At 69.8% G+C, this 16,656-nt stretch carries 13 protein-coding genes and 1 pseudogene; 11 read left to right on the forward strand and 3 right to left on the reverse strand.

Annotated features, from left to right (window positions below; genetic code table 11):
• Positions 1-199 (forward strand): annotated as a pseudogene (locus IEY14_RS26345) (methyl-accepting chemotaxis protein); the annotation flags it as partial.
• A gap of 819 nt (positions 200-1,018) precedes the next feature.
• Positions 1,019-2,278 carry an Hsp70 family protein gene (locus tag IEY14_RS22940; RefSeq protein WP_188912728.1) on the forward strand — a complete coding sequence of 420 codons (1,260 nt, stop codon included), beginning with the start codon at positions 1,019-1,021 and terminating at the stop codon, positions 2,276-2,278.
• On the opposite strand, the gene IEY14_RS22945 is transcribed toward IEY14_RS22940, so the two are convergent.
• Positions 2,271-2,942, reverse strand: a complete 672-nt coding sequence (locus IEY14_RS22945; protein ID WP_188912730.1) for a DUF7002 family protein — start codon at positions 2,940-2,942, stop codon at positions 2,271-2,273. The two genes, IEY14_RS22940 and IEY14_RS22945, sit on opposite strands and share 8 nt — an antisense overlap.
• A gap of 86 nt (positions 2,943-3,028) precedes the next feature.
• Here IEY14_RS22945 and IEY14_RS22950 point away from each other — a divergent pair, with 86 nt between their 5' ends.
• The 3 genes from IEY14_RS22950 to IEY14_RS22960 all read left to right on the forward strand — a co-directional run bounded on the left by IEY14_RS22950 (position 3,029) and on the right by IEY14_RS22960 (position 5,715).
• Positions 3,029-3,454: a GlcG/HbpS family heme-binding protein gene (locus tag IEY14_RS22950; RefSeq protein WP_188912732.1), complete on the forward strand. Its 426-nt coding sequence runs from the start codon at positions 3,029-3,031 to the stop codon at positions 3,452-3,454.
• 100 nt (positions 3,455-3,554) lie between these two features.
• A complete protein-coding gene (gene cysG / locus IEY14_RS22955) occupies positions 3,555-5,069 on the forward strand; it encodes a siroheme synthase CysG (protein ID WP_244639644.1) in 1,515 nt (504 codons plus the stop codon).
• 4 nt (positions 5,070-5,073) lie between these two features.
• Positions 5,074-5,715: a nucleoside/nucleotide kinase family protein gene (locus IEY14_RS22960; protein ID WP_188912734.1), complete on the forward strand. Its 642-nt coding sequence runs from the start codon at positions 5,074-5,076 to the stop codon at positions 5,713-5,715.
• Here the strand turns inward: IEY14_RS22960 and IEY14_RS22965 are convergent.
• Both IEY14_RS22965 and IEY14_RS22970 read right to left on the reverse strand, forming a co-directional pair.
• On the reverse strand, positions 5,688-6,362 hold the full coding sequence (locus IEY14_RS22965) for a ceramidase domain-containing protein (RefSeq protein WP_188912736.1): 675 nt from the start codon (positions 6,360-6,362) through the stop codon (positions 5,688-5,690). The two genes, IEY14_RS22960 and IEY14_RS22965, sit on opposite strands and share 28 nt — an antisense overlap.
• 41 nt (positions 6,363-6,403) lie before the next feature.
• Positions 6,404-8,566, reverse strand: coding sequence for a malate synthase G (locus IEY14_RS22970; protein ID WP_188912738.1), 2,163 nt, complete (start codon positions 8,564-8,566; stop codon positions 6,404-6,406).
• A 490-nt stretch (positions 8,567-9,056) separates the two neighbouring features.
• Between IEY14_RS22970 and polA the strand changes: the two genes are divergently transcribed.
• From polA to IEY14_RS23000, 6 genes are all read left to right on the forward strand, one after another.
• The gene (gene polA, locus IEY14_RS22975; protein ID WP_188912739.1) at positions 9,057-11,981 is read left to right on the forward strand and encodes a DNA polymerase I; all 2,925 of its coding nucleotides are present in this window, start codon (positions 9,057-9,059) and stop codon (positions 11,979-11,981) included.
• Between the two features lie 178 nt (positions 11,982-12,159).
• Positions 12,160-13,506, forward strand: coding sequence for a PAS domain-containing protein (locus IEY14_RS22980; RefSeq protein WP_188912740.1), 1,347 nt, complete (start codon positions 12,160-12,162; stop codon positions 13,504-13,506).
• Between the two features lie 5 nt (positions 13,507-13,511).
• Positions 13,512-14,213, forward strand: a complete 702-nt coding sequence (gene pyrF, locus IEY14_RS22985) for an orotidine-5'-phosphate decarboxylase (protein WP_188912741.1) — start codon at positions 13,512-13,514, stop codon at positions 14,211-14,213.
• Positions 14,214-14,268: 55 nt separating this feature from the next.
• Positions 14,269-14,559 carry a DUF1330 domain-containing protein gene (locus tag IEY14_RS22990; RefSeq protein WP_188912742.1) on the forward strand — a complete coding sequence of 97 codons (291 nt, stop codon included), beginning with the start codon at positions 14,269-14,271 and terminating at the stop codon, positions 14,557-14,559.
• A gap of 197 nt (positions 14,560-14,756) precedes the next feature.
• Complete coding sequence (locus IEY14_RS22995) at positions 14,757-16,046, forward strand: polyhydroxyalkanoate depolymerase (protein ID WP_188912743.1); 1,290 nt, start codon at positions 14,757-14,759, stop codon at positions 16,044-16,046.
• 112 nt (positions 16,047-16,158) lie between these two features.
• A complete protein-coding gene (locus IEY14_RS23000; RefSeq protein WP_188912744.1) occupies positions 16,159-16,593 on the forward strand; it encodes a DUF2852 domain-containing protein in 435 nt (144 codons plus the stop codon).
• The last annotated feature ends 63 nt before the right edge of the window (positions 16,594-16,656 follow it).

Genomic DNA, 16,656 nt, shown 5'->3' on the forward strand with positions numbered 1-16,656 from the left:
GCTGGTGCCCGACATCCAGCGCACCTCGGAACTCGTCGGCGAGATCTCGGCCGCCTGCCGCGAGCAGAATGCCGGGGCCGAGCAGATCAACCAGGCCATCCAGCAGCTCGACAAGGTCACCCAGCAGAACGCCGCCGCCGTGCAGCAGCTCGACTGCGCCGCGCAGCAGAACACGCAGGCGGTGCGGGAACTGGAGACCGTCGCCCAGCGCAACGCCACGGCCGTCGGGGAGTTGGAGCAGGTGGCGCAGCAGAACGCGGCGGCCGTCGGCGAACTCGAACGGGTCACCCAGCGCAATGCCCAAGCCGTCCAGGAGCTGGAACAGGTGGCCCAGCAGAACGCCGCCGCCGTGCATGAACTGGAGATGGTGACCCAGCAGAACGCGGCGGCCATCGACGCGCTCGATCAGGTGACGCAGCAGAACGCCGCGGCGGCCAACGAGATGGCGGCGACCACGGAGCATCTGTCCGCCGAGGCCGCCTATCTTCGCGACCAGATCGGCTATTTCCGCCTCGGCGACGCGGTGGAAACGGGCATCGCCGCCCAGGCGCAGGCACGCACCGCCGCGAAGCCGAGCGCTCTTGCGGCCGAGCCGCCGAAGACGGCGGGCGACGTGCTGTCGCTGCAGAACCGCGTCGGCTCCTTCGCCCGGCCCGCCTCCGCCGCGCCGAGCGAGCGAGCGGCGCCCGCCGCGAGCCGCCCGCCGTTCCTTGCGCCGCCCGCGAAGCCGCAGCCTCGCTCGCCCGCACCCTCGACGCAGACCAGCGCCCGGCAGCGGGTCGATCTCGATCTCGGCTCGGACAGGCCGTCGGACGGCTTCGAGCAGATGAGCGCCTGAGCGGCAAGGGCGCCCGTCGCCGGGCGCCCTCATTCTTTTGCGTCACGGATGCGCGCGAGCCTTTCCTCGGCGCCGCCCCTTCGCTATACGAGCCCTCCCTTCCGAACGAGCCCTTTCGCCGCACCGCCTTCTCGCGGGGGCGGGAGCGTTCGCTCGCGCGTTTTTTCAAAGGATGGCCCCATGTCCGCGCTCCATGCCGGCCTCGATTTCGGCACCACCAATTCGACGCTCGGCCTTTGCGGCGCGGCGGGGGCGCCGCGCCTGCTCGCGCTCGAGGGCGAGCATCGCACCATTCCCTCCGCCCTGTTCTTCAGCCTGGAGGACGGGCGCACCTATTTCGGACGCGCTGCCGTCCACGAATATGTCGACGGGGCGGAAGGCCGCTTCATGCGGGCGCTGAAGAGCATTCTCGGCACCAAGCTGATGGGCGAGACGACGCTGGTCGGACGCGAGCGCCTGAGCTTCGAGGCGCTGATCGGCCGCTTTCTCGCGCATCTGAAGGGGCAACTCGACGCGGCGGCCGGCGCCCCGGTCGAGCGCGCCGTCTTCGGCCGACCCGTGCGCTTCGTCGACGAGGACGACGCGGCCGACCGGCGGGCGGAAGGGGAACTGGCCAGCGCGGCCCGCGCCCAGGGCTTTTCCCATGTCGAATTCCAGTTCGAGCCGGTGGCGGCGGCGCTCTATCACGAGAGCACCATCACGGAAGAACGCCTCGCCCTGGTCGTCGATATCGGCGGCGGCACGTCCGACTTCACCGTGGTGCGCCTGTCGCCGGAGCGGGCGAAGCGGCTCGACCGGCGCGACGATCTTCTCGCCTCGACCGGCGTCCATGTCGGCGGCACCGATTTCGACCGGCTGCTCAACATCGCCAAGATGCAGCCGCTGCTCGGCCTCGGCTCGGAAAGCGCCGACGGCAAGCGGCGCATGCCGGTCTGGTATTTCAACGATCTCGCCACCTGGCACCGGGTGAACCTCCTCTACACCCCGAAGATCGTGCGCGACGCCGAGGACATGGTGCGCGAGGCGGCCGAGCCCGAGAAGCTGAAGCGCCTCGTCCATGTGCTGCGCCACCGCTCCGGCCACCGCATCGCCGGCGCGGTCGAGGCGGCGAAGATCCGCCTGACCGACGAGCCGGAAACGGCGATCCGCCTCGCCGAGCCGGAGCTGACGCTGGAGGCGCCGGTCGCGCGCGCCGAGTTCGAGGCGGCGGTCGCCGAACTGGTGGAGCGGATCGGCGGCGCCATCGAGGCGGCGCTGGAAACGGCCGGCGTCGCGGCCGAGGCCATCGAGACCGTCATCCTCACCGGCGGCGGCGCGCAGGTGCCGGCCGTGTTCCAGGCGGCGACCGGCCGCTTCCCGGGCGCCGAGATCGCCCGCTCGGACGCCTTCGGCTCGGTCGGCCTCGGCCTTGCCATCGACGCGGCGCGCCGCTTCAGGTGAGGAGCGGCTCGTCCGGCTGGCCGCCGCCCATCCGCGTGAGGCCGAGGACGAAACGTTCGACATCGGGAACCCCATGGTCGACGGTGAGCTCGACCACCCGCTCGCCTTTCGACCGTTTTCGCCGCCATTCGGCATAGGGATAATCGGGGATGGCGCGGAACGTCTCCGGGCCGCGCCGCTGCGGAAAGCGGCCCGTCGTGCCGGAATTGATCGGCGAGAGCGCGATCCGGTCGCGATGGGCCTCGACCAGGGCGCGGGCGTCGAGCGTCAGGACGTCGTGCCGCGCGGCGCGGTAGCTGCCCGCTTCCAGCAGGCGGCGCAGGCGCTTCTCCGACAGCCAGAAGAAGACCCGTCCGTTCAGCAGGCGATACCAGTCCTCGGGGACGAGGCCGCCGTCGAGGACGCGGGCAAGCGCGGCGTCGTTGATCGGCTTGTTGTCGCGAATCAGGATGCGCTCGCCGTCCGGCCCCTGGAGTTCGATCCCGGCCGGCCGGCGGGCCGCCTCGATCGCCGGGCGCCTTTCCGGCGCGACATCGCAGAGATCGAGAAGCGCCGAGGTCGAAAGCAGGCCGTGGCGGCGGATCGCCGGCCAGCTTCCCGCCTCCGCCATGTGGAAAAGCCTCGGACAGTCGGCGAGAAGCTCGTCGAGTTCGGCGTCCGTCATCGCTTCTGTCCTCGCATCGGGTCGGCTCCTGGTGCAATCCGTTCCGCATGCCGCTAGAACGGATGCAGCAAGAACGGATCGTCCCCATGCCGCTTTCCCTCGACATCGCACGCGCCATCGTCGCAGCCGCCCGCGCCAAGGGGCGGGAGCTCAATCTGAAGCCGCTCACCGTCGTGGTGCTCGATGCCGGCGGCGATCTCCTAGCGCTGGAGCGCGAGGACGGCGCGAGCCCGCTGCGCCCGGCCATCGCGATCGGCAAGGCCAATGGCGCGGTGCAGATGGGCCTCGGCTCGCGGGCGCTGATGGCGCGGGCCGAGCAGCAGCCCTTCTTCATCCAGTCGATGAACGCGCTGGCCGGCGGCTCGCTGGTGCCGGTGCCGGGCGGCGTCCTGATCCGCGAGGAGGGCCGGATCGTCGGCGCCGTCGGCATCACCGGCGACACGTCCGACAATGACGAGGCGGCGGCCGTCGCCGGCATCGAGGCCGCCGGCCTCGTCGCCGATCGCGGCTGAGGATCGGCTTTCTCCGCAAGGGGCGCTTGGCGGAACAGCCGTGCTGGATCGACCCCGGCACGATCTGCGACAAGCACCCGGGCGGCAGCGGATGACGGGCATGAGCGCGATGGGCGACGAAAGCGAGGGTTCCGAGAACAGGCAGCGCCCCGAGCGGATGGGCCCCCTGTCGGTCGTTCCGGTGTTTCTGTCGCTGGCGGGGCGCCGGGTGATCGTTGCGGGAGGCACGGCGGGGGCGGCCTGGAAGGCGGAGCTTCTGGCGGCGGCGGGAGCGCTGGTCGAGGTCCATGCGCCGGCGGCCGATCTGTCGGACGAGATGGCCGAGCTTCTTTCGACGGGCGCGGCGGCCGGCTCGCTGTGCCATCGCGACCGGATCTGGGACGCGGCCTGCCTCAAAGGCGCCGCCGTCGCCGTCCTCGACTGCGAGGGCGAGGGCGAGGCGCGGGCGTTCGCCTGCGCGGCGAAGGCGGCGGGCGTGCCGTGGAACGTCGTCGACAAGCCGGCCTTCTGCCAGTTCTCCTTCGGCTCGGTGGTGAACCGCTCGCCGGTGGTGGTCGGCATCTCGACCGACGGCGCGGCGCCGATCCTCGGCCAGGCGATCCGCCGGCGCATCGAGACGCTGCTGCCGCCCTCGCTCAGCGCCTGGGGCCGGCTGGCGGCGAAGCTGCGGACCGAGGTGCTGGAACGCCTCGCCCCCGGTCCCCAGCGCCGCGCCTTCTGGGAGCGCTTCACCGACGCCGCCTTCACGCGCCGCCTCGCCGCCGCCCCGGAGACGGGCCTTGAGGCGGCGACAAACGAGGCGGAGGACGCGGCGCGCCGGCTGGTGGGCGAACTGGCCGGGTCCGGCGCGCCGGGCGGGCGAGTGACGCTGGTCGGGGCCGGGCCGGGCGAGGCCGAGCTTCTGACGCTGAAGGCGGTGCGGGCTCTTCAGAGCGCCGACGTGATCCTCTTCGACGATCTCGTCTCGGACGAGGTGCTGGAGCTTGCCCGGCGCGAGGCGAAGCGGCTTCTCGTCGGCAAAAGGGGCGGGCGGGAAAGCTGCCGGCAGGAGGACATCAACGCCACGATGGTGCGGCTGGCGAAAGCCGGCCGGCATGTGGTGCGGCTGAAGTCGGGCGACGTGTCGGTGTTCGGTCGGGCGGGGGAGGAGATCGCCGAGCTGACGCGCGAGGCCATTCCGGTGGAGCTGGTGCCGGGCATCACGGCGGCCTCGGCGCTGGCGGCGAGCTTCGGGGTGTCGCTGACGCATCGCGACCATGCGAGCGAGCTGCGTCTGGTGACGGGCCATTCGCGCCATGGCGACCTGCCGGACAGCGTCGACTGGGCGGGTCTGGCGGCGGCGCGGGCGACGGTGGTGTTCTACATGGGCGGGCGGATGGCGGGGCGGATCGCGGCGCGGCTGATGGGCGAGGGCCTTTCCGGCGACACGCCGGTGGCCGTCGCCGCCCATCTCAGCCGCGCCGACGAGACACGCCGCGCCGGCCGCCTCCAGGACCTCGAAGCCATCGTCGCCGCCATCGGCCTCGACAAACCCATCCTCATCGCCGTCGGACAGGTGTTCGAAACCTGCCTCGACCAGGACCATTCCAGCATCGGCATCGCGGAGGCCGTCTGAATTCATGAGTGAAAGCCTGACCCTGCCGGCGCTCGCCGAACGACTTCTCGGCGAGGCGGCGCCGGCGCGCCGGCTCGTGGCCCTGGCCGGCCCGCCCGGCGTCGGCAAGACGACGACGGCCGAGACGCTGAAGAGCCTCCTGAACGAGGCGCGGCCCGGCATCGCCGACATCCTGCCGATGGACGGCTATCATTTCGACGATCTCGTCCTGAACGCCCGGGGCCATCGGCCGCGCAAGGGCGCGCCGCACACTTTCGACCTTCTCGGCTTCCGCGCGATGATCGAGCGGGTGAAGCGCGACGACGGCACGGAGATCGCGGTGCCGGTCTTCGACCGCGATCTGGAGATCGCCCGGGCGGGCGGGCGCATCATCGCGCCGACGGCCCGGCTCATCATCGTCGAGGGCAACTATCTCCTTCTCGACGAGGAGGGCTGGCGCGATCTGAAGCCGCTCTTCGACGTCACGGTGAAGCTCGTCGCCGAGGAGGCGGTGCTGGAGGCCCGGCTGACCCAGCGCTGGCAGGGCTATGGCTATGCCGGCGCGGAGATGGTGGCGAAGATGGAGGGCAACGACCTGCCGAACATGCGGCTCGTCCTCGCCCGCAGCCTGTCTTCCGACTACGAGGTGCGCTCCGACGCCGGCTGATGCCCGATCGCCGCGCGGAGCAGAAGGAAGAGCACCAGCGCGTTGAGGATGTGCCAGCCGAAATGGGTGCCGAGCGGCCAGGAGTCGCAGAGCGGCAGATCGGCGGTGCGCAAAGCCAGCGAGACCAGAAAGACGGTGCCGGCCGCGAGGAGAGCCTCGCCGCCGGCGCGCGATCGGCGCTTCAGCCAGAGCCCGATGCCGAACAGCGCGAGAAGCGCTGGAACATAGCCGGCCGACGAGCCGACCAGCGGCGCGAAGAGCGGTTCGGCGAGAAGCAGCGAGGCGGCGAGGAAGCCCGCTGTCGCCACGGCGGCGCGCCAGGGCGGCAGGGCGCCGAAGCGCGCCAGCGCCAGCCCGAAATAGGCATAGATGAAGAGCGCGATCGGGATCGTGTCGGCAAGCACCGACCAGCGATCGGCGAAGGTGTGGAACAGGAAGGAACCGGTGCCGATCACCGCGACGAGGCCGGTGAGGACGAGGCTCGCGCGATCGGGTCGGGCAGCGTTTCGGTTGCGCTTCCGCCAGAGCCGGAAGGCGGCGAGCGCCGCCAGCAGAAAGGCGGCGTTCGACAGGGCGTTGACCGGCTCGGCCCAGAAGCCGGGACCGAGCCGCTCGCAATAGGCGTCGATCGGATCGGTCCAGCTCATGCCGGGAGGCTCCCGCCGATCGGCCGCATCCCGGCCGCCGCTCAGCCGGCGGCCTTGCGCTCCAGGCGGCGGCGGTGGAGCACCGGCTCGGTATAGCCCGACGGCTGCTCGCGGCCCAGGAAGACGAGATCGCAGGCCGCCTGGAAGGCGATCGAAGCGTCGAAATCCGGGGCCATCGGCCGATAGTTGCGGTCGCCGGCATTCTGCGCGTCGACCTTGGCGGCCATCTCGCGCATCGCGGCCATCACCTCGTCCTTGCCGACGACGCCGTGATGCAGCCAGTTGGCCAGCGCCTGGCTGGAGATGCGGCAGGTGGCGCGATCCTCCATCAGGCCGACATCGTTGATGTCCGGCACGGTGGAGCAGCCGACGCCCTGGTCGACCCAGCGCACGACATAGCCGAGAATGCCCTGGGCGTTGTTGCGGATCTCGGCGCGGATCTCCTCCTCGCTCCAGTTGGCGCCGCGCGCCACGGGGATCGTCAGGAGCGCGTCGAGCGAAGCGCGCGGGCCGCCGGCCGCGATCTCGCGCTGGCGGGCGATGACGTCGACCGTGTGATAGTGCGTCGCATGCAGCGTCGCGGCGGTCGGGCTCGGCACCCAGGCGCAGTTGGCGCCGGCCTGCGGATGGCCGACCTTCTGCTCCAGCATGTCGTGCATCCGGGCCGGCATCGCCCACATGCCCTTGCCGATCTGCGCCTTGCCGGAAAAGCCGCAGGCGAGGCCGATATCGACGTTGCGGTCCTCGTAGGCCTTGATCCAGCTCTCGGCGCGCATCTGGCCCTTGCGCACCATGGCGCCGGCTTCCATCGAGGTGTGGAGCTCGTCGCCGGTCCGGTCGAGAAAGCCGGTATTGATGAAGAAGACGCGCGACTTCGCCGCCCGGATCGCCTCCTTCAGATTGGCCGAGGTGCGCCGCTCCTCGTCCATGATGCCCATCTTCAGCGTGTTCGGCGCAAGGCCGAGCGCCGCCTCGACGCGGTCGAATAGCTCGTTGGCGAAGGCGACCTCGGCCGGCCCGTGCATCTTCGGCTTCACGATATAGACCGAGCCGGCGCGCGAATTGCGGAGGCCCTCCCGCTTCTTCAGGTCGTGCAGGGCGATCATGCCCGTGACCATGGCGTCCATGATGCCTTCCGGCACTTCCGAGCCGTCGGCGAGAAGGATCGCCGGATTGGTCATCAGATGCCCGACATTGCGCACGAGCAGCAGCGAGCGGCCGGGGAGGGTCAGCGTGCCGCCGTCCGGCGCGGTATAGGCGCGGTCGCTTTCGAGCGTCCGGCGGATCGTCCGGCCGTTCTTCTCGAAGCTCTCGGCGAGGTCGCCCTTCATCAGGCCGAGCCAGTTGCGGTAGACGGCCGTCTTGTCCTCGGCATCCACCGCCGCGATCGAATCCTCCAGGTCGCAGATCGCCGTCATCGCGGCTTCGAGGACGACGTCGGCGAGCTTGGCCGGGTCCTTGGCGCCGATCGGATGGGACTCGTCGATCTTCAGTTCGACATGCAGCCCGTTGTGCCGCAGGAGCACGCTGCCCTTCCCGGCCATATCGCCGGAATGGCCGGCGAACTGTGCGGGGTCCTTCAGCCGCGCCACGCGGTCGCCCGCCGCCGCGAGGAGATGGCCGCTCTCGACGCGGTAGAGATGGGCGTCCTTGTGGCTCATGCCGTCGAGCGGCGCGACGCGGTCGAGGAAGTCCTTGGCGAAGGCGACGACGCGGGCGCCCCGCGCCTCGTCATAGCCGCCGGTCGTCGGCGCGTCGCCGAGCGCGTCCGTGCCGTAGAGCGCGTCGTAGAGCGAGCCCCAGCGGGCATTGGCGGCGTTCAGCGTGTAGCGGGCGTTGAGCAGCGGCACGACGAGCTGCGGGCCGGGGATCTCGGCGATCTCGGGATCGACATTCGCCGTCTCGATGGCGAAGTCCGGGCCTTCCGGCACGAGATAGCCGATCTCGGCGAGAAAGGCGCGATAGTCGGCGGCATCGATCTCCTGGCCGCGGCGCGCGAGATGCCACTGGTCGATCCGGCCCTGAAGCTCGTCGCGGATCGTCAGGAGCTCGCGATTGCGGGGGGCGAGATCGGCGAGGATCGCGGCGAGCCCTTTCCAGAAGCGCTCGGGCTCGATGCCGGTGCCGGGCAGCGCCTCGGTGTCGATGAAGTCCTTGAGGAGGCGGGCGACCTTCAGGCCTTCGACTTCGATCCTGTCCGCCATGCCGTGTCTCCCGTGCCTTCGAGCCTTGCGCTCGATGTCGGGCAAGCGTCGGGCAAAGTCAATTCGAAGCGAGGGGAGGCGCCGCGGCGGGCGATGCGGGGTGCATCCGATCCGATCGGCCGAAAGGGAAGGGCTCCGCCGAAGGTGCGGAGCCGTCGCGGCCCGAGGGGGGATTGGCCGACGACGGCTCCGACTTTTCGAAGGCCGGGGTCCCGCGAGGGGGGATGGGACCCGTGGCCTTACAGATCCGGCACAAGAGCGGGGGACGTGTCTTGGCCGAACGCGACGCGTTCCTGCCGCGCCGTCGCCCAACATGTGATCTTCCAGGTGCCGGTTTTCAAGCCGTTCCAGGCGCGAAGAACTCACTTGCGCGTGAGTTTTTCATTACGATTTGTAAAGGATCGGCCGGGCGGGCAAGTAACGCGGCGAAACGTGACTGGCGCCGGGCCGCCGCATGGACTCGGGCGCCGCGCCGGGCTAGGCATCCCCCATGCAGAAAGGCGACCATCTCTTCCTCGTCGACGGCTCGGCCTATATCTTCCGCGCCTATCATGCCCTGCCGCCGCTGACGCGCAAGTCGGACGGACTGCCGGTCGGGGCGGTGTCCGGCTTCTGCAACATGCTCTGGAAGCTGGTCGAGGAATCGCGCGACACCGCGCTCGGCAAGGCGCCGACGCATTTCGCGGTGATCTTCGACCATTCCTCCACGACCTTCCGCAACGAACTCTACGCGGAATATAAGGCGAACCGGCCGGAGCCGCCGGAAGACCTGCGGCCGCAATTCTCCCTGATTCGCGAGGCGGTGCGCGCCTTCGACCTGCCCTGCATCGAGCAGCAGGGTTTCGAAGCGGACGATCTCATCGCCACCTATACGCGCCAAGCGGTGGAGGCGGGCGGCGACGTGACGATCGTCTCCTCCGACAAGGACCTGATGCAGCTCGTCGGTCCCTGCGTCATCCTCTACGACCAGATGAAGGACAAGCGGCTCGGCCCGGCCGACGTGAAGGAGAAGTTCGGCGTCCTGCCGGAGAAGATGATCGATCTCCAGGCGCTGGTCGGCGACACGTCCGACAACGTGCCGGGCGTGCCCGGCATCGGCCCGAAGACCGCCGCCGAGCTTCTGGAGACGTTCGGCACGCTGGAAGCGCTTCTGGAGCGCGCGGCCGAGATCCGTCAGGCCAAGCGCCGCGAGAACATCCAGACCTTCGCCGAACAGGCCCGCCTGTCGAAGCGCCTCGTGACGCTCGACCAGCACATGCCGCTCGACGTGCCGCTGGAGGACCTGCGGCTGCACGAGCCGGACGGCGAGAAGCTGGTCGCCTTCCTGAAGGCGATGGAATTCACGACGCTGACGCGGCGCGTCGCCGCCCAGCTCGGCACCGATGCCGGCGCGGTGGCGGTGGCGAAGGTCGCGGTCGACGGCGAGGCGCGCGGGCCGGACCTCGATCCGGCGGCGGCGCCCGCCGCGCCCGGCGGCCCGGCGGCCGACCTGCCCCTGAAGCCCGCCGATCTCGCGGCCGCCCGCCGCGAGGCAGGGCCGGCGGCGGCGATCGACCGCTCGGCCTATGTCACGATCCGCGACGCGGCGACGCTCCGGGCCTGGATGGCGCGGGCCGTCGAGGCCGGGCTTCTCGCCTTCGACACCGAGACCGATTCGCTCGACGCGACCAAGGCCGGGCTCGTCGGCCTGTCCTTCGCCGTCGCGCCCGGCGAGGCGGCCTATCTCCCGCTCGCCCATGTCGCGGAAAAGCCGGCCGACCTCCTGTCGGAGGGCGGCGAGGCGGATGCGGTCGGGCCGCAGCTCGGCATCGCCGAGGCGCTCGCCATCCTGAAGCCGGTCCTGGAAGACCCGGCGATCCTGAAGATCGGCCAGAACATGAAGTTCGACTGGCTGGTGATGCGCCGCGAGGGCGTGACCATCGCGCCCTTCGACGACACGATGCTGATCTCCTACGTGCTCGACGCCTCCGCCTCGCTCGACGGGCACGGCATGGATGAACTGTCCGAGCGCTTCCTCGGCCACAAGCCGATCAGCTATCGCGAGCTCTGCGGCACCGGCAAGGCGGCGAAGGCCATCGCCGCCTGTTCGATCGACAAGGTCACGGAATATGCGGCGGAGGATGCCGACGTCACCTTGCGGCTCTGGCGCGTCCTGAAGCCGCGCCTCGTCGCCGAGGGACTCGTCGCCGTCTACGAGCGGCTGGAGCGCCCGCTGGTGCCGGTGCTGGGGCGGATGGAGGAGCGCGGCATCCGCGTCGACCGCGCGATCCTGTCGCGCCTGTCCGGCCGCTTCAGCCAGAAGGCGGCGGCGCTGGAGGCGGAAATCTCCGAGATGGCCGGCGAGAGCTTCAATCCGGGCTCGCCCAAGCAGCTCGGCGAGATCCTGTTCGGCAAGCTCGGTCTGCCGGGCGGCAAGAAGACCAAGACCGGCCAATGGGCGACCGACGCGCGGACGCTGGAGGATCTGGCGGCGGAAGGCCATGCCCTGCCGCGCCGCATCGTCGACTGGCGCCAGCTCACCAAGCTGAAGGGCACCTATACCGACGCGCTGCCGAACTATCTCGACCGCGAGAGCCGCATCCACACGTCCTTCTCGATGGCGTCGACCACGACCGGGCGCCTGTCCTCCTCCGATCCCAACCTCCAGAACATCCCGGTGCGCACGGAAGAGGGGCGGGCGATCCGCTCGGCCTTCGTCGCGAGCGAGGGCTCGCGCCTCCTGTCCGCCGACTATTCGCAGATCGAACTGCGCATCCTCGCCCATATGGCGGAAATCCCGCAGCTCACCGAAGCCTTCCGCGACGGGATCGACATCCATGCGATGACCGCCTCCGAGATGTTCGGCGTGCCGGTCGAGGGCATGCCCTCCGACGTGCGGCGGCGGGCGAAGGCGATCAATTTCGGCATCATCTACGGCATCTCGTCCTTCGGCCTCGCCAACCAGCTCGGCATCGGGCAGGAGGAGGCGGGCCTCTATATCCGCCGCTATTTCGAGCGCTTCCCCGGCATCCGCGACTACATGGACGGCACGAAGGCGCAGGCGAAGGCCGCGGGCTATGTCGAGACGCTGTTCGGCCGGCGCATCCATTATCCCGACATCCGCCATTCCAATCCCTCGATCCGCGCCTTCAACGAGCGCGCCGCGATCAACGCGCCGATCCAGGGCACGGCGGCGGACATCATCCGGCGCGCCATGATCCGCATGGAGGAGGCGCTCGCCGCCGAGAAGCTGGCGGCGCGGATGGTGCTCCAGGTCCATGACGAACTGGTCTTCGAGGTGCCGGAGGACGAGGTGGCGGCGACCATCCCAGTGGTGCGGCGCGTGATGGAAGGGGCGGCCGAGCCGGTGGTGGAGCTCGCCGTGCCGCTCGTCGTCGAGGCGCGCGCGGCCGGCAACTGGGAAGAGGCCCACTGAGGCGACGCGGAACGCGGCGCCGGACGCGGCGCCCATGCCTTCTGCGACCATTCGTCCCCCGTGGTCGACAAGGGGCGGCGGGGCTCTTTATGCTGAACGAGGCGAAGCGGCGCCGGAACTCTTCCTCACCCCATAGCTTAACCACCCTCGAAACCAGCAAGGGTTGCTCGGACGCGGCATGAAGTCTGACATTGAGGACAGCGAGGGGGCCGCCCTGGGCGGCATGCCGGACGGGATCAGCGCCGCCGTTCTGGCCAAGGTCCCGCTCGCGCTGGTCCTGACCAATCCGCATCTCCCCGACAATCCGATCGTCTATGTCAACGACGCCTTCGGCCGGATCACCGGCTATGCGCCGGCGGCGGCGATCGGGCGCAACTGCCGCTTTCTGCAGGGGCCGGAAACCGATCCGGGCGCGCCGGGGCGCATCCGCGAGGCGCTGGTGACCCAGAAGGACCTGTCGCTCGACATCGTGAACTATCGGGCGGACGGCACGAAGTTCCTCAACCGCTTGATGATCACGCCGCTCTACGACAACGAGAACCGGCTGCAATGCTTCCTGGGCGTTCAGCGCGACATGAGCGAGGGGCCGCATGACGCGATGACGGCGCGCGACGGCGGGCCGGGCAGCCTGTCGATCGACACGCTGCTCGGCGAGATCCAGCATCGCGTGAAGAACCATCTGGCGATGATCATCGGCATGATCCGCATGCAGGCGCGGATGAAGACCAGCGAGGAAAGCTTCCACGCCCTCGCGCGCCGCATCGAGAGCCTGCAGCTCCTCTATCAGGAGATGACGGAGGCGGGCGTCGCCCATACGCGCTCGAAGCGCGTGCCGCTCGGCGCCTATGTCAGCCGCATCGCGGCGACGATCGGCCATCTCGACGGTCGCCGCTCGGTGCGGATCAATGTCGATTGCGACGCGGTGGATATCGATGTCGACCGCGCCGCGCGGATCGGCCTGCTCTTCTCCGAGCTTCTGACCAATGCGCTGAAACACGCCTTCGCCGGCCGCGACGAGGGTCTGGTCGAGGCGCGGCTGAAGATGCTGTCCTCCGGCGTCATCCGCCTCACCGTCACCGATGACGGCGTCGGCCTGCGGCCGGGCCTCAATTGGCCGTATGCGAGCGCGGCCGAGCCGGAGGCGATCCTGCCGGCGCCGGGCGGCGCGCCGTCCCGCGCGGGCAGGGAGGAGGGCGCGCCGAGGCTACCGAAGGCCGTCGCGAACGACGCGTCCGCCGAGCCGAATGTCGCGCGCCAGATCGCCGAGGCGATCACGGAAGGCGGTGATGGCGGGCTTCATGCGCGCGGCCCGCGCCAGCCGGCCGATACGACGCCCAATGCCGTGACGACGGATGCCGGCGGGACGGCGAATGCCGTGTCCGCGGCCTCCGGCGGCAAGGGACTGGGCGGGCGGATCGTCATCAGCCTCGTGCGCGGCCTCGACGCGCGTCTCGACGTCAATTCCGATACCGTCGGCACCACGGTTACGGTAGACATCCCCCGGAAGGACGAAACCGGGGAATAGACGCCATGCCGGCAGGAGAAGCCGATCCGCGCCTCATCGTGGGTCTCGACGTCGCCTCGCGCGCCGAGGCGGAGGCCGTGGTGACGGAACTCGGCGAGACCGTCTCGGCCTATAAGATCGGCTACCAGCTCGCCTATGCCGGCGGGCTGCCGCTCGTTTCGGACCTCGCGCGGGCCGGCAAGTCGGTCTTTCTCGATCTCAAGCTGCACGACATCGCCAACACGGTCGAGAAGGGCATCGAGAACATCCTGACGCTCGGCGCCGCGATGACGACCGTCCATGCCTATCCACAGGTGATGCGCGCCGCCGCGAAGGCCGCAAGCGGCACCGATCTCCTCGTGCTCGGCGTGACGGTGCTGACCTCCTGGGACGAGAGCGATCTCGTCGAGGCCGGCTATGGCGTGATGGGCGTCGCGGAACTCGTCGAGAAGCGGGCGCTCCAGGCGCGCGAAGCCGGGATCGGCGGGCTCGTCGCCTCCGCCGCCGAAGCGGCGCGCCTGCGCGATCTCCTCGGCCCCGCTTTGGCGCTGGTGACGCCCGGCATCCGGCCGGCCGGCGCGGCGGCCGGCGACCAGAAACGGGTGATGACGCCCGCCGACGCGCTTCGCGCCGGCGCCTCGCATCTCGTCGTCGCCCGGCCGATCGTCGCCGCGCCCGACCGGCTCGCCGCCGCCCGCGCCATCGTCGCGGAAATGGCCACGGCTTGAAGCGCGCTCCGGCGGCGACATCTCGAACGCTGTGCCGCCACCGGTGAGGACCGTCATGCCCAAGGCCTATTGGATCGCCCGCGTCGATATCGCCGATCCCGAGCGCTACCAGGACTATATCGCGACCGCGGCGCCGGCCTTCGCCGAATTCGGCGCCCGGTTCCTGGCGCGCGGCGGGGCGCTGGTGGAGCTCGAGGGCCGGGCGCGGGCCCGCAATGTCGTGATCGAGTTTCCGAGCCTCGAAGCGGCGCGCGCCTGCTACGACAGCCCCGCCTATCAGGCCGCCAAGGCGATCCGCCTGACGGTCGCCGAGGGCGAGATGGTGCTCGTCGAGGGAATGGATTGAGCCGGCTAAAGGTCCGGTTTATCATTCACACGAAGATTGGCTCGGACGGGGCTCGCTCTCGCAGGCTCCGGCAAGGAATCGGTGCCTATCGTCATGGAGAGAAAACGGGTCTTCAAGCGTTGTACTCGGAGTTTGCGTAAGGCGGCCGGTCGCGGAACGCGCGCTCGGATGTCGGTCAGAACCCAAAGCAGGAGCGGATGTTGTACCACTTCTATGAATGGAACCATGCGGCCCTCGCGCCGCTCCGCGCCGTCGCCGACGTCACGAAGCTCCTTTACACCAACCCGCTGAATCCCGTCTCGCATACCGAGGTCGGCCGAACGGTCGCGGCCTTCGCCGAACTGTTCGAGCGCACGACGCGCGTCTACGGCAAGCCGGAATTCGGCCTGGACGAGACGGTGGTGAAGGGCATGCGCGTGCCGGTCGCCGAGCGCGTGGTGCTCGATAAGACCTTCTGCCGTCTCCTCTATTTCGATCGCGCCCTGCCGGAAGGCCGCCCGCGCGGGCCACGCTTCCTGATCGTCGCTCCGATGTCCGGCCATTACGCGACGCTTCTGCGGGGCACCGTCGAGGCGCTTCTGCCCTATGCCGACGTCTACATCACCGACTGGGTGGATGCCCGCACCGTGCCGCTGGCGGCCGGGCGCTTCGGCCTCGAGGACTATGCCGACTACGTCATCGAGATGCTGCGCTTCCTCGGACCCGACACGCATGTGATCGGCGTCTGCCAGCCGGCGGTGCCGGTGCTGATGGCGACGGCGGTGATGGAAGCCGCCGAGGACCCGGCCGCGCCCGCCTCGATGACGCTGATGGGCGGCCCGATCGACACCCGCATCAACCCGACCGCCGTGAACAAGCTCGCCAAGGAGCGCGGGCTGGACTGGTTCCGCGACAACGTGACGATGCCCGTGCCCTTCCCGCATGCGGGCTTCGGCCGCCTGGTCTATCCGGGCTTCCTGCAGCTTTCCGGCTTCATGGCGATGAATCTCGACCGCCACCTGATCGCCCACAAGGACTTCTTCCTGCATCTCGTCAAGAACGACGGCGACAGCGCGGAGAAGCATCGCGTCTTCTACGACGAATACAATGCGGTGATGGATCTGACGGCGGAATTCTACCTCGAGACGGTGGATCGCGTCTTCATCCAGCATCTCCTGCCGAAGAACGAGATGCCCTATCGCGGCGGGCGCGTCGATCTGACCAAGATCCGGCGCACGGCGCTTCTGACGGTCGAGGGCGAGAACGACGATATTTCGGGCGTCGGCCAGACGGCGGCGGCCCAGACCATCTGCTCGTCGATCCCCGAGGACCGCCGCGCCCATTACGTGCAGCCGAAGGTCGGTCATTACGGCGTCTTCAACGGCTCGCGCTTCCGGGCCGAGATCGCGCCGCGCATCGTCGACTTCGCCCTCACCCATGGCGCGGCGGGCGTCGCGGCCCGCGCGGCGCGCGGCGAGGCGCCGGGCGGGGAGGCGGGCGCGAACTGAGGGAAGGGCGGCCGGCCTTTTCTTCGGATGGTTATTGAAGCGCGGTTTTTCCGCTCCCATCTCGAAAGCGACGCGACGCCCGTCGCCTCGCTTTTGAAAGGAAAGCGCCTCGATGACCTCGCACGCTCTCATTCGCCCGGCCTGGACGCCCGCCACCATCGCCCTCATGGTCGGCGGCTTCATGCTCTACTGGCCGCTCGGCCTCGCCGTTCTCGCCTACATCATCTGGGGTGACCGGCTGGAGGCGTTCCGCACCGACGTGAACCGCTCCACCGACCGCTTCTTCTGCGGCATGCGCCGCGCCGGCTGGGGTCGGGGCCGGGCCGCGCCCTTCACCATGGACCGCACCGGCAATGTCGCCTTCGACGACTGGCGCGAGGCCGAGCTGCGCCGCCTCGACGAGGAGCGCCGTCGCCTCGACGAGTCCCGCGCCGAGTTCGAGGCCTATGCCCGCGAGCTGCGCCGCGCCAAGGACCAGGAGGAGTTCGATCGCTTCATGGCCAACCGTCGCAAGCCGGACAATAACGGTCCGATCGTCGAGGGCTGATCTCGATCGCCGATCGAAGGAGGGCGGCGGCCGCGCGAAGCGGCCGTCGCCTTTTTTGCGGGA

Source organism: Aureimonas endophytica, assembly GCF_014642635.1.
Classification (GTDB): Bacteria; Pseudomonadota; Alphaproteobacteria; order Rhizobiales; family Rhizobiaceae; genus Plantimonas; species Plantimonas endophytica.

Bases quoted from the DNA above. Each gene is read 5' to 3' on its own strand.
- IEY14_RS22940 (WP_188912728.1), top strand. From the start codon at position 1,019: ATGTCCGCGCTCCATGCCGGCCTCGATTTCGGCACCACCAATTCGACG.
- IEY14_RS22945 (WP_188912730.1), bottom strand. From the start codon at position 2,942: ATGACGGACGCCGAACTCGACGAGCTTCTCGCCGACTGTCCGAGGCTT.
- IEY14_RS22950 (WP_188912732.1), top strand. From the start codon at position 3,029: ATGCCGCTTTCCCTCGACATCGCACGCGCCATCGTCGCAGCCGCCCGC.
- cysG (WP_244639644.1), top strand. From the start codon at position 3,555: ATGAGCGCGATGGGCGACGAAAGCGAGGGTTCCGAGAACAGGCAGCGC.
- IEY14_RS22960 (WP_188912734.1), top strand. From the start codon at position 5,074: ATGAGTGAAAGCCTGACCCTGCCGGCGCTCGCCGAACGACTTCTCGGC.
- IEY14_RS22965 (WP_188912736.1), bottom strand. From the start codon at position 6,362: ATGAGCTGGACCGATCCGATCGACGCCTATTGCGAGCGGCTCGGTCCC.
- IEY14_RS22970 (WP_188912738.1), bottom strand. From the start codon at position 8,566: ATGGCGGACAGGATCGAAGTCGAAGGCCTGAAGGTCGCCCGCCTCCTC.
- polA (WP_188912739.1), top strand. From the start codon at position 9,057: ATGCAGAAAGGCGACCATCTCTTCCTCGTCGACGGCTCGGCCTATATC.
- IEY14_RS22980 (WP_188912740.1), top strand. From the start codon at position 12,160: ATGAAGTCTGACATTGAGGACAGCGAGGGGGCCGCCCTGGGCGGCATG.
- pyrF (WP_188912741.1), top strand. From the start codon at position 13,512: ATGCCGGCAGGAGAAGCCGATCCGCGCCTCATCGTGGGTCTCGACGTC.
- IEY14_RS22990 (WP_188912742.1), top strand. From the start codon at position 14,269: ATGCCCAAGGCCTATTGGATCGCCCGCGTCGATATCGCCGATCCCGAG.
- IEY14_RS22995 (WP_188912743.1), top strand. From the start codon at position 14,757: ATGTTGTACCACTTCTATGAATGGAACCATGCGGCCCTCGCGCCGCTC.
- IEY14_RS23000 (WP_188912744.1), top strand. From the start codon at position 16,159: ATGACCTCGCACGCTCTCATTCGCCCGGCCTGGACGCCCGCCACCATC.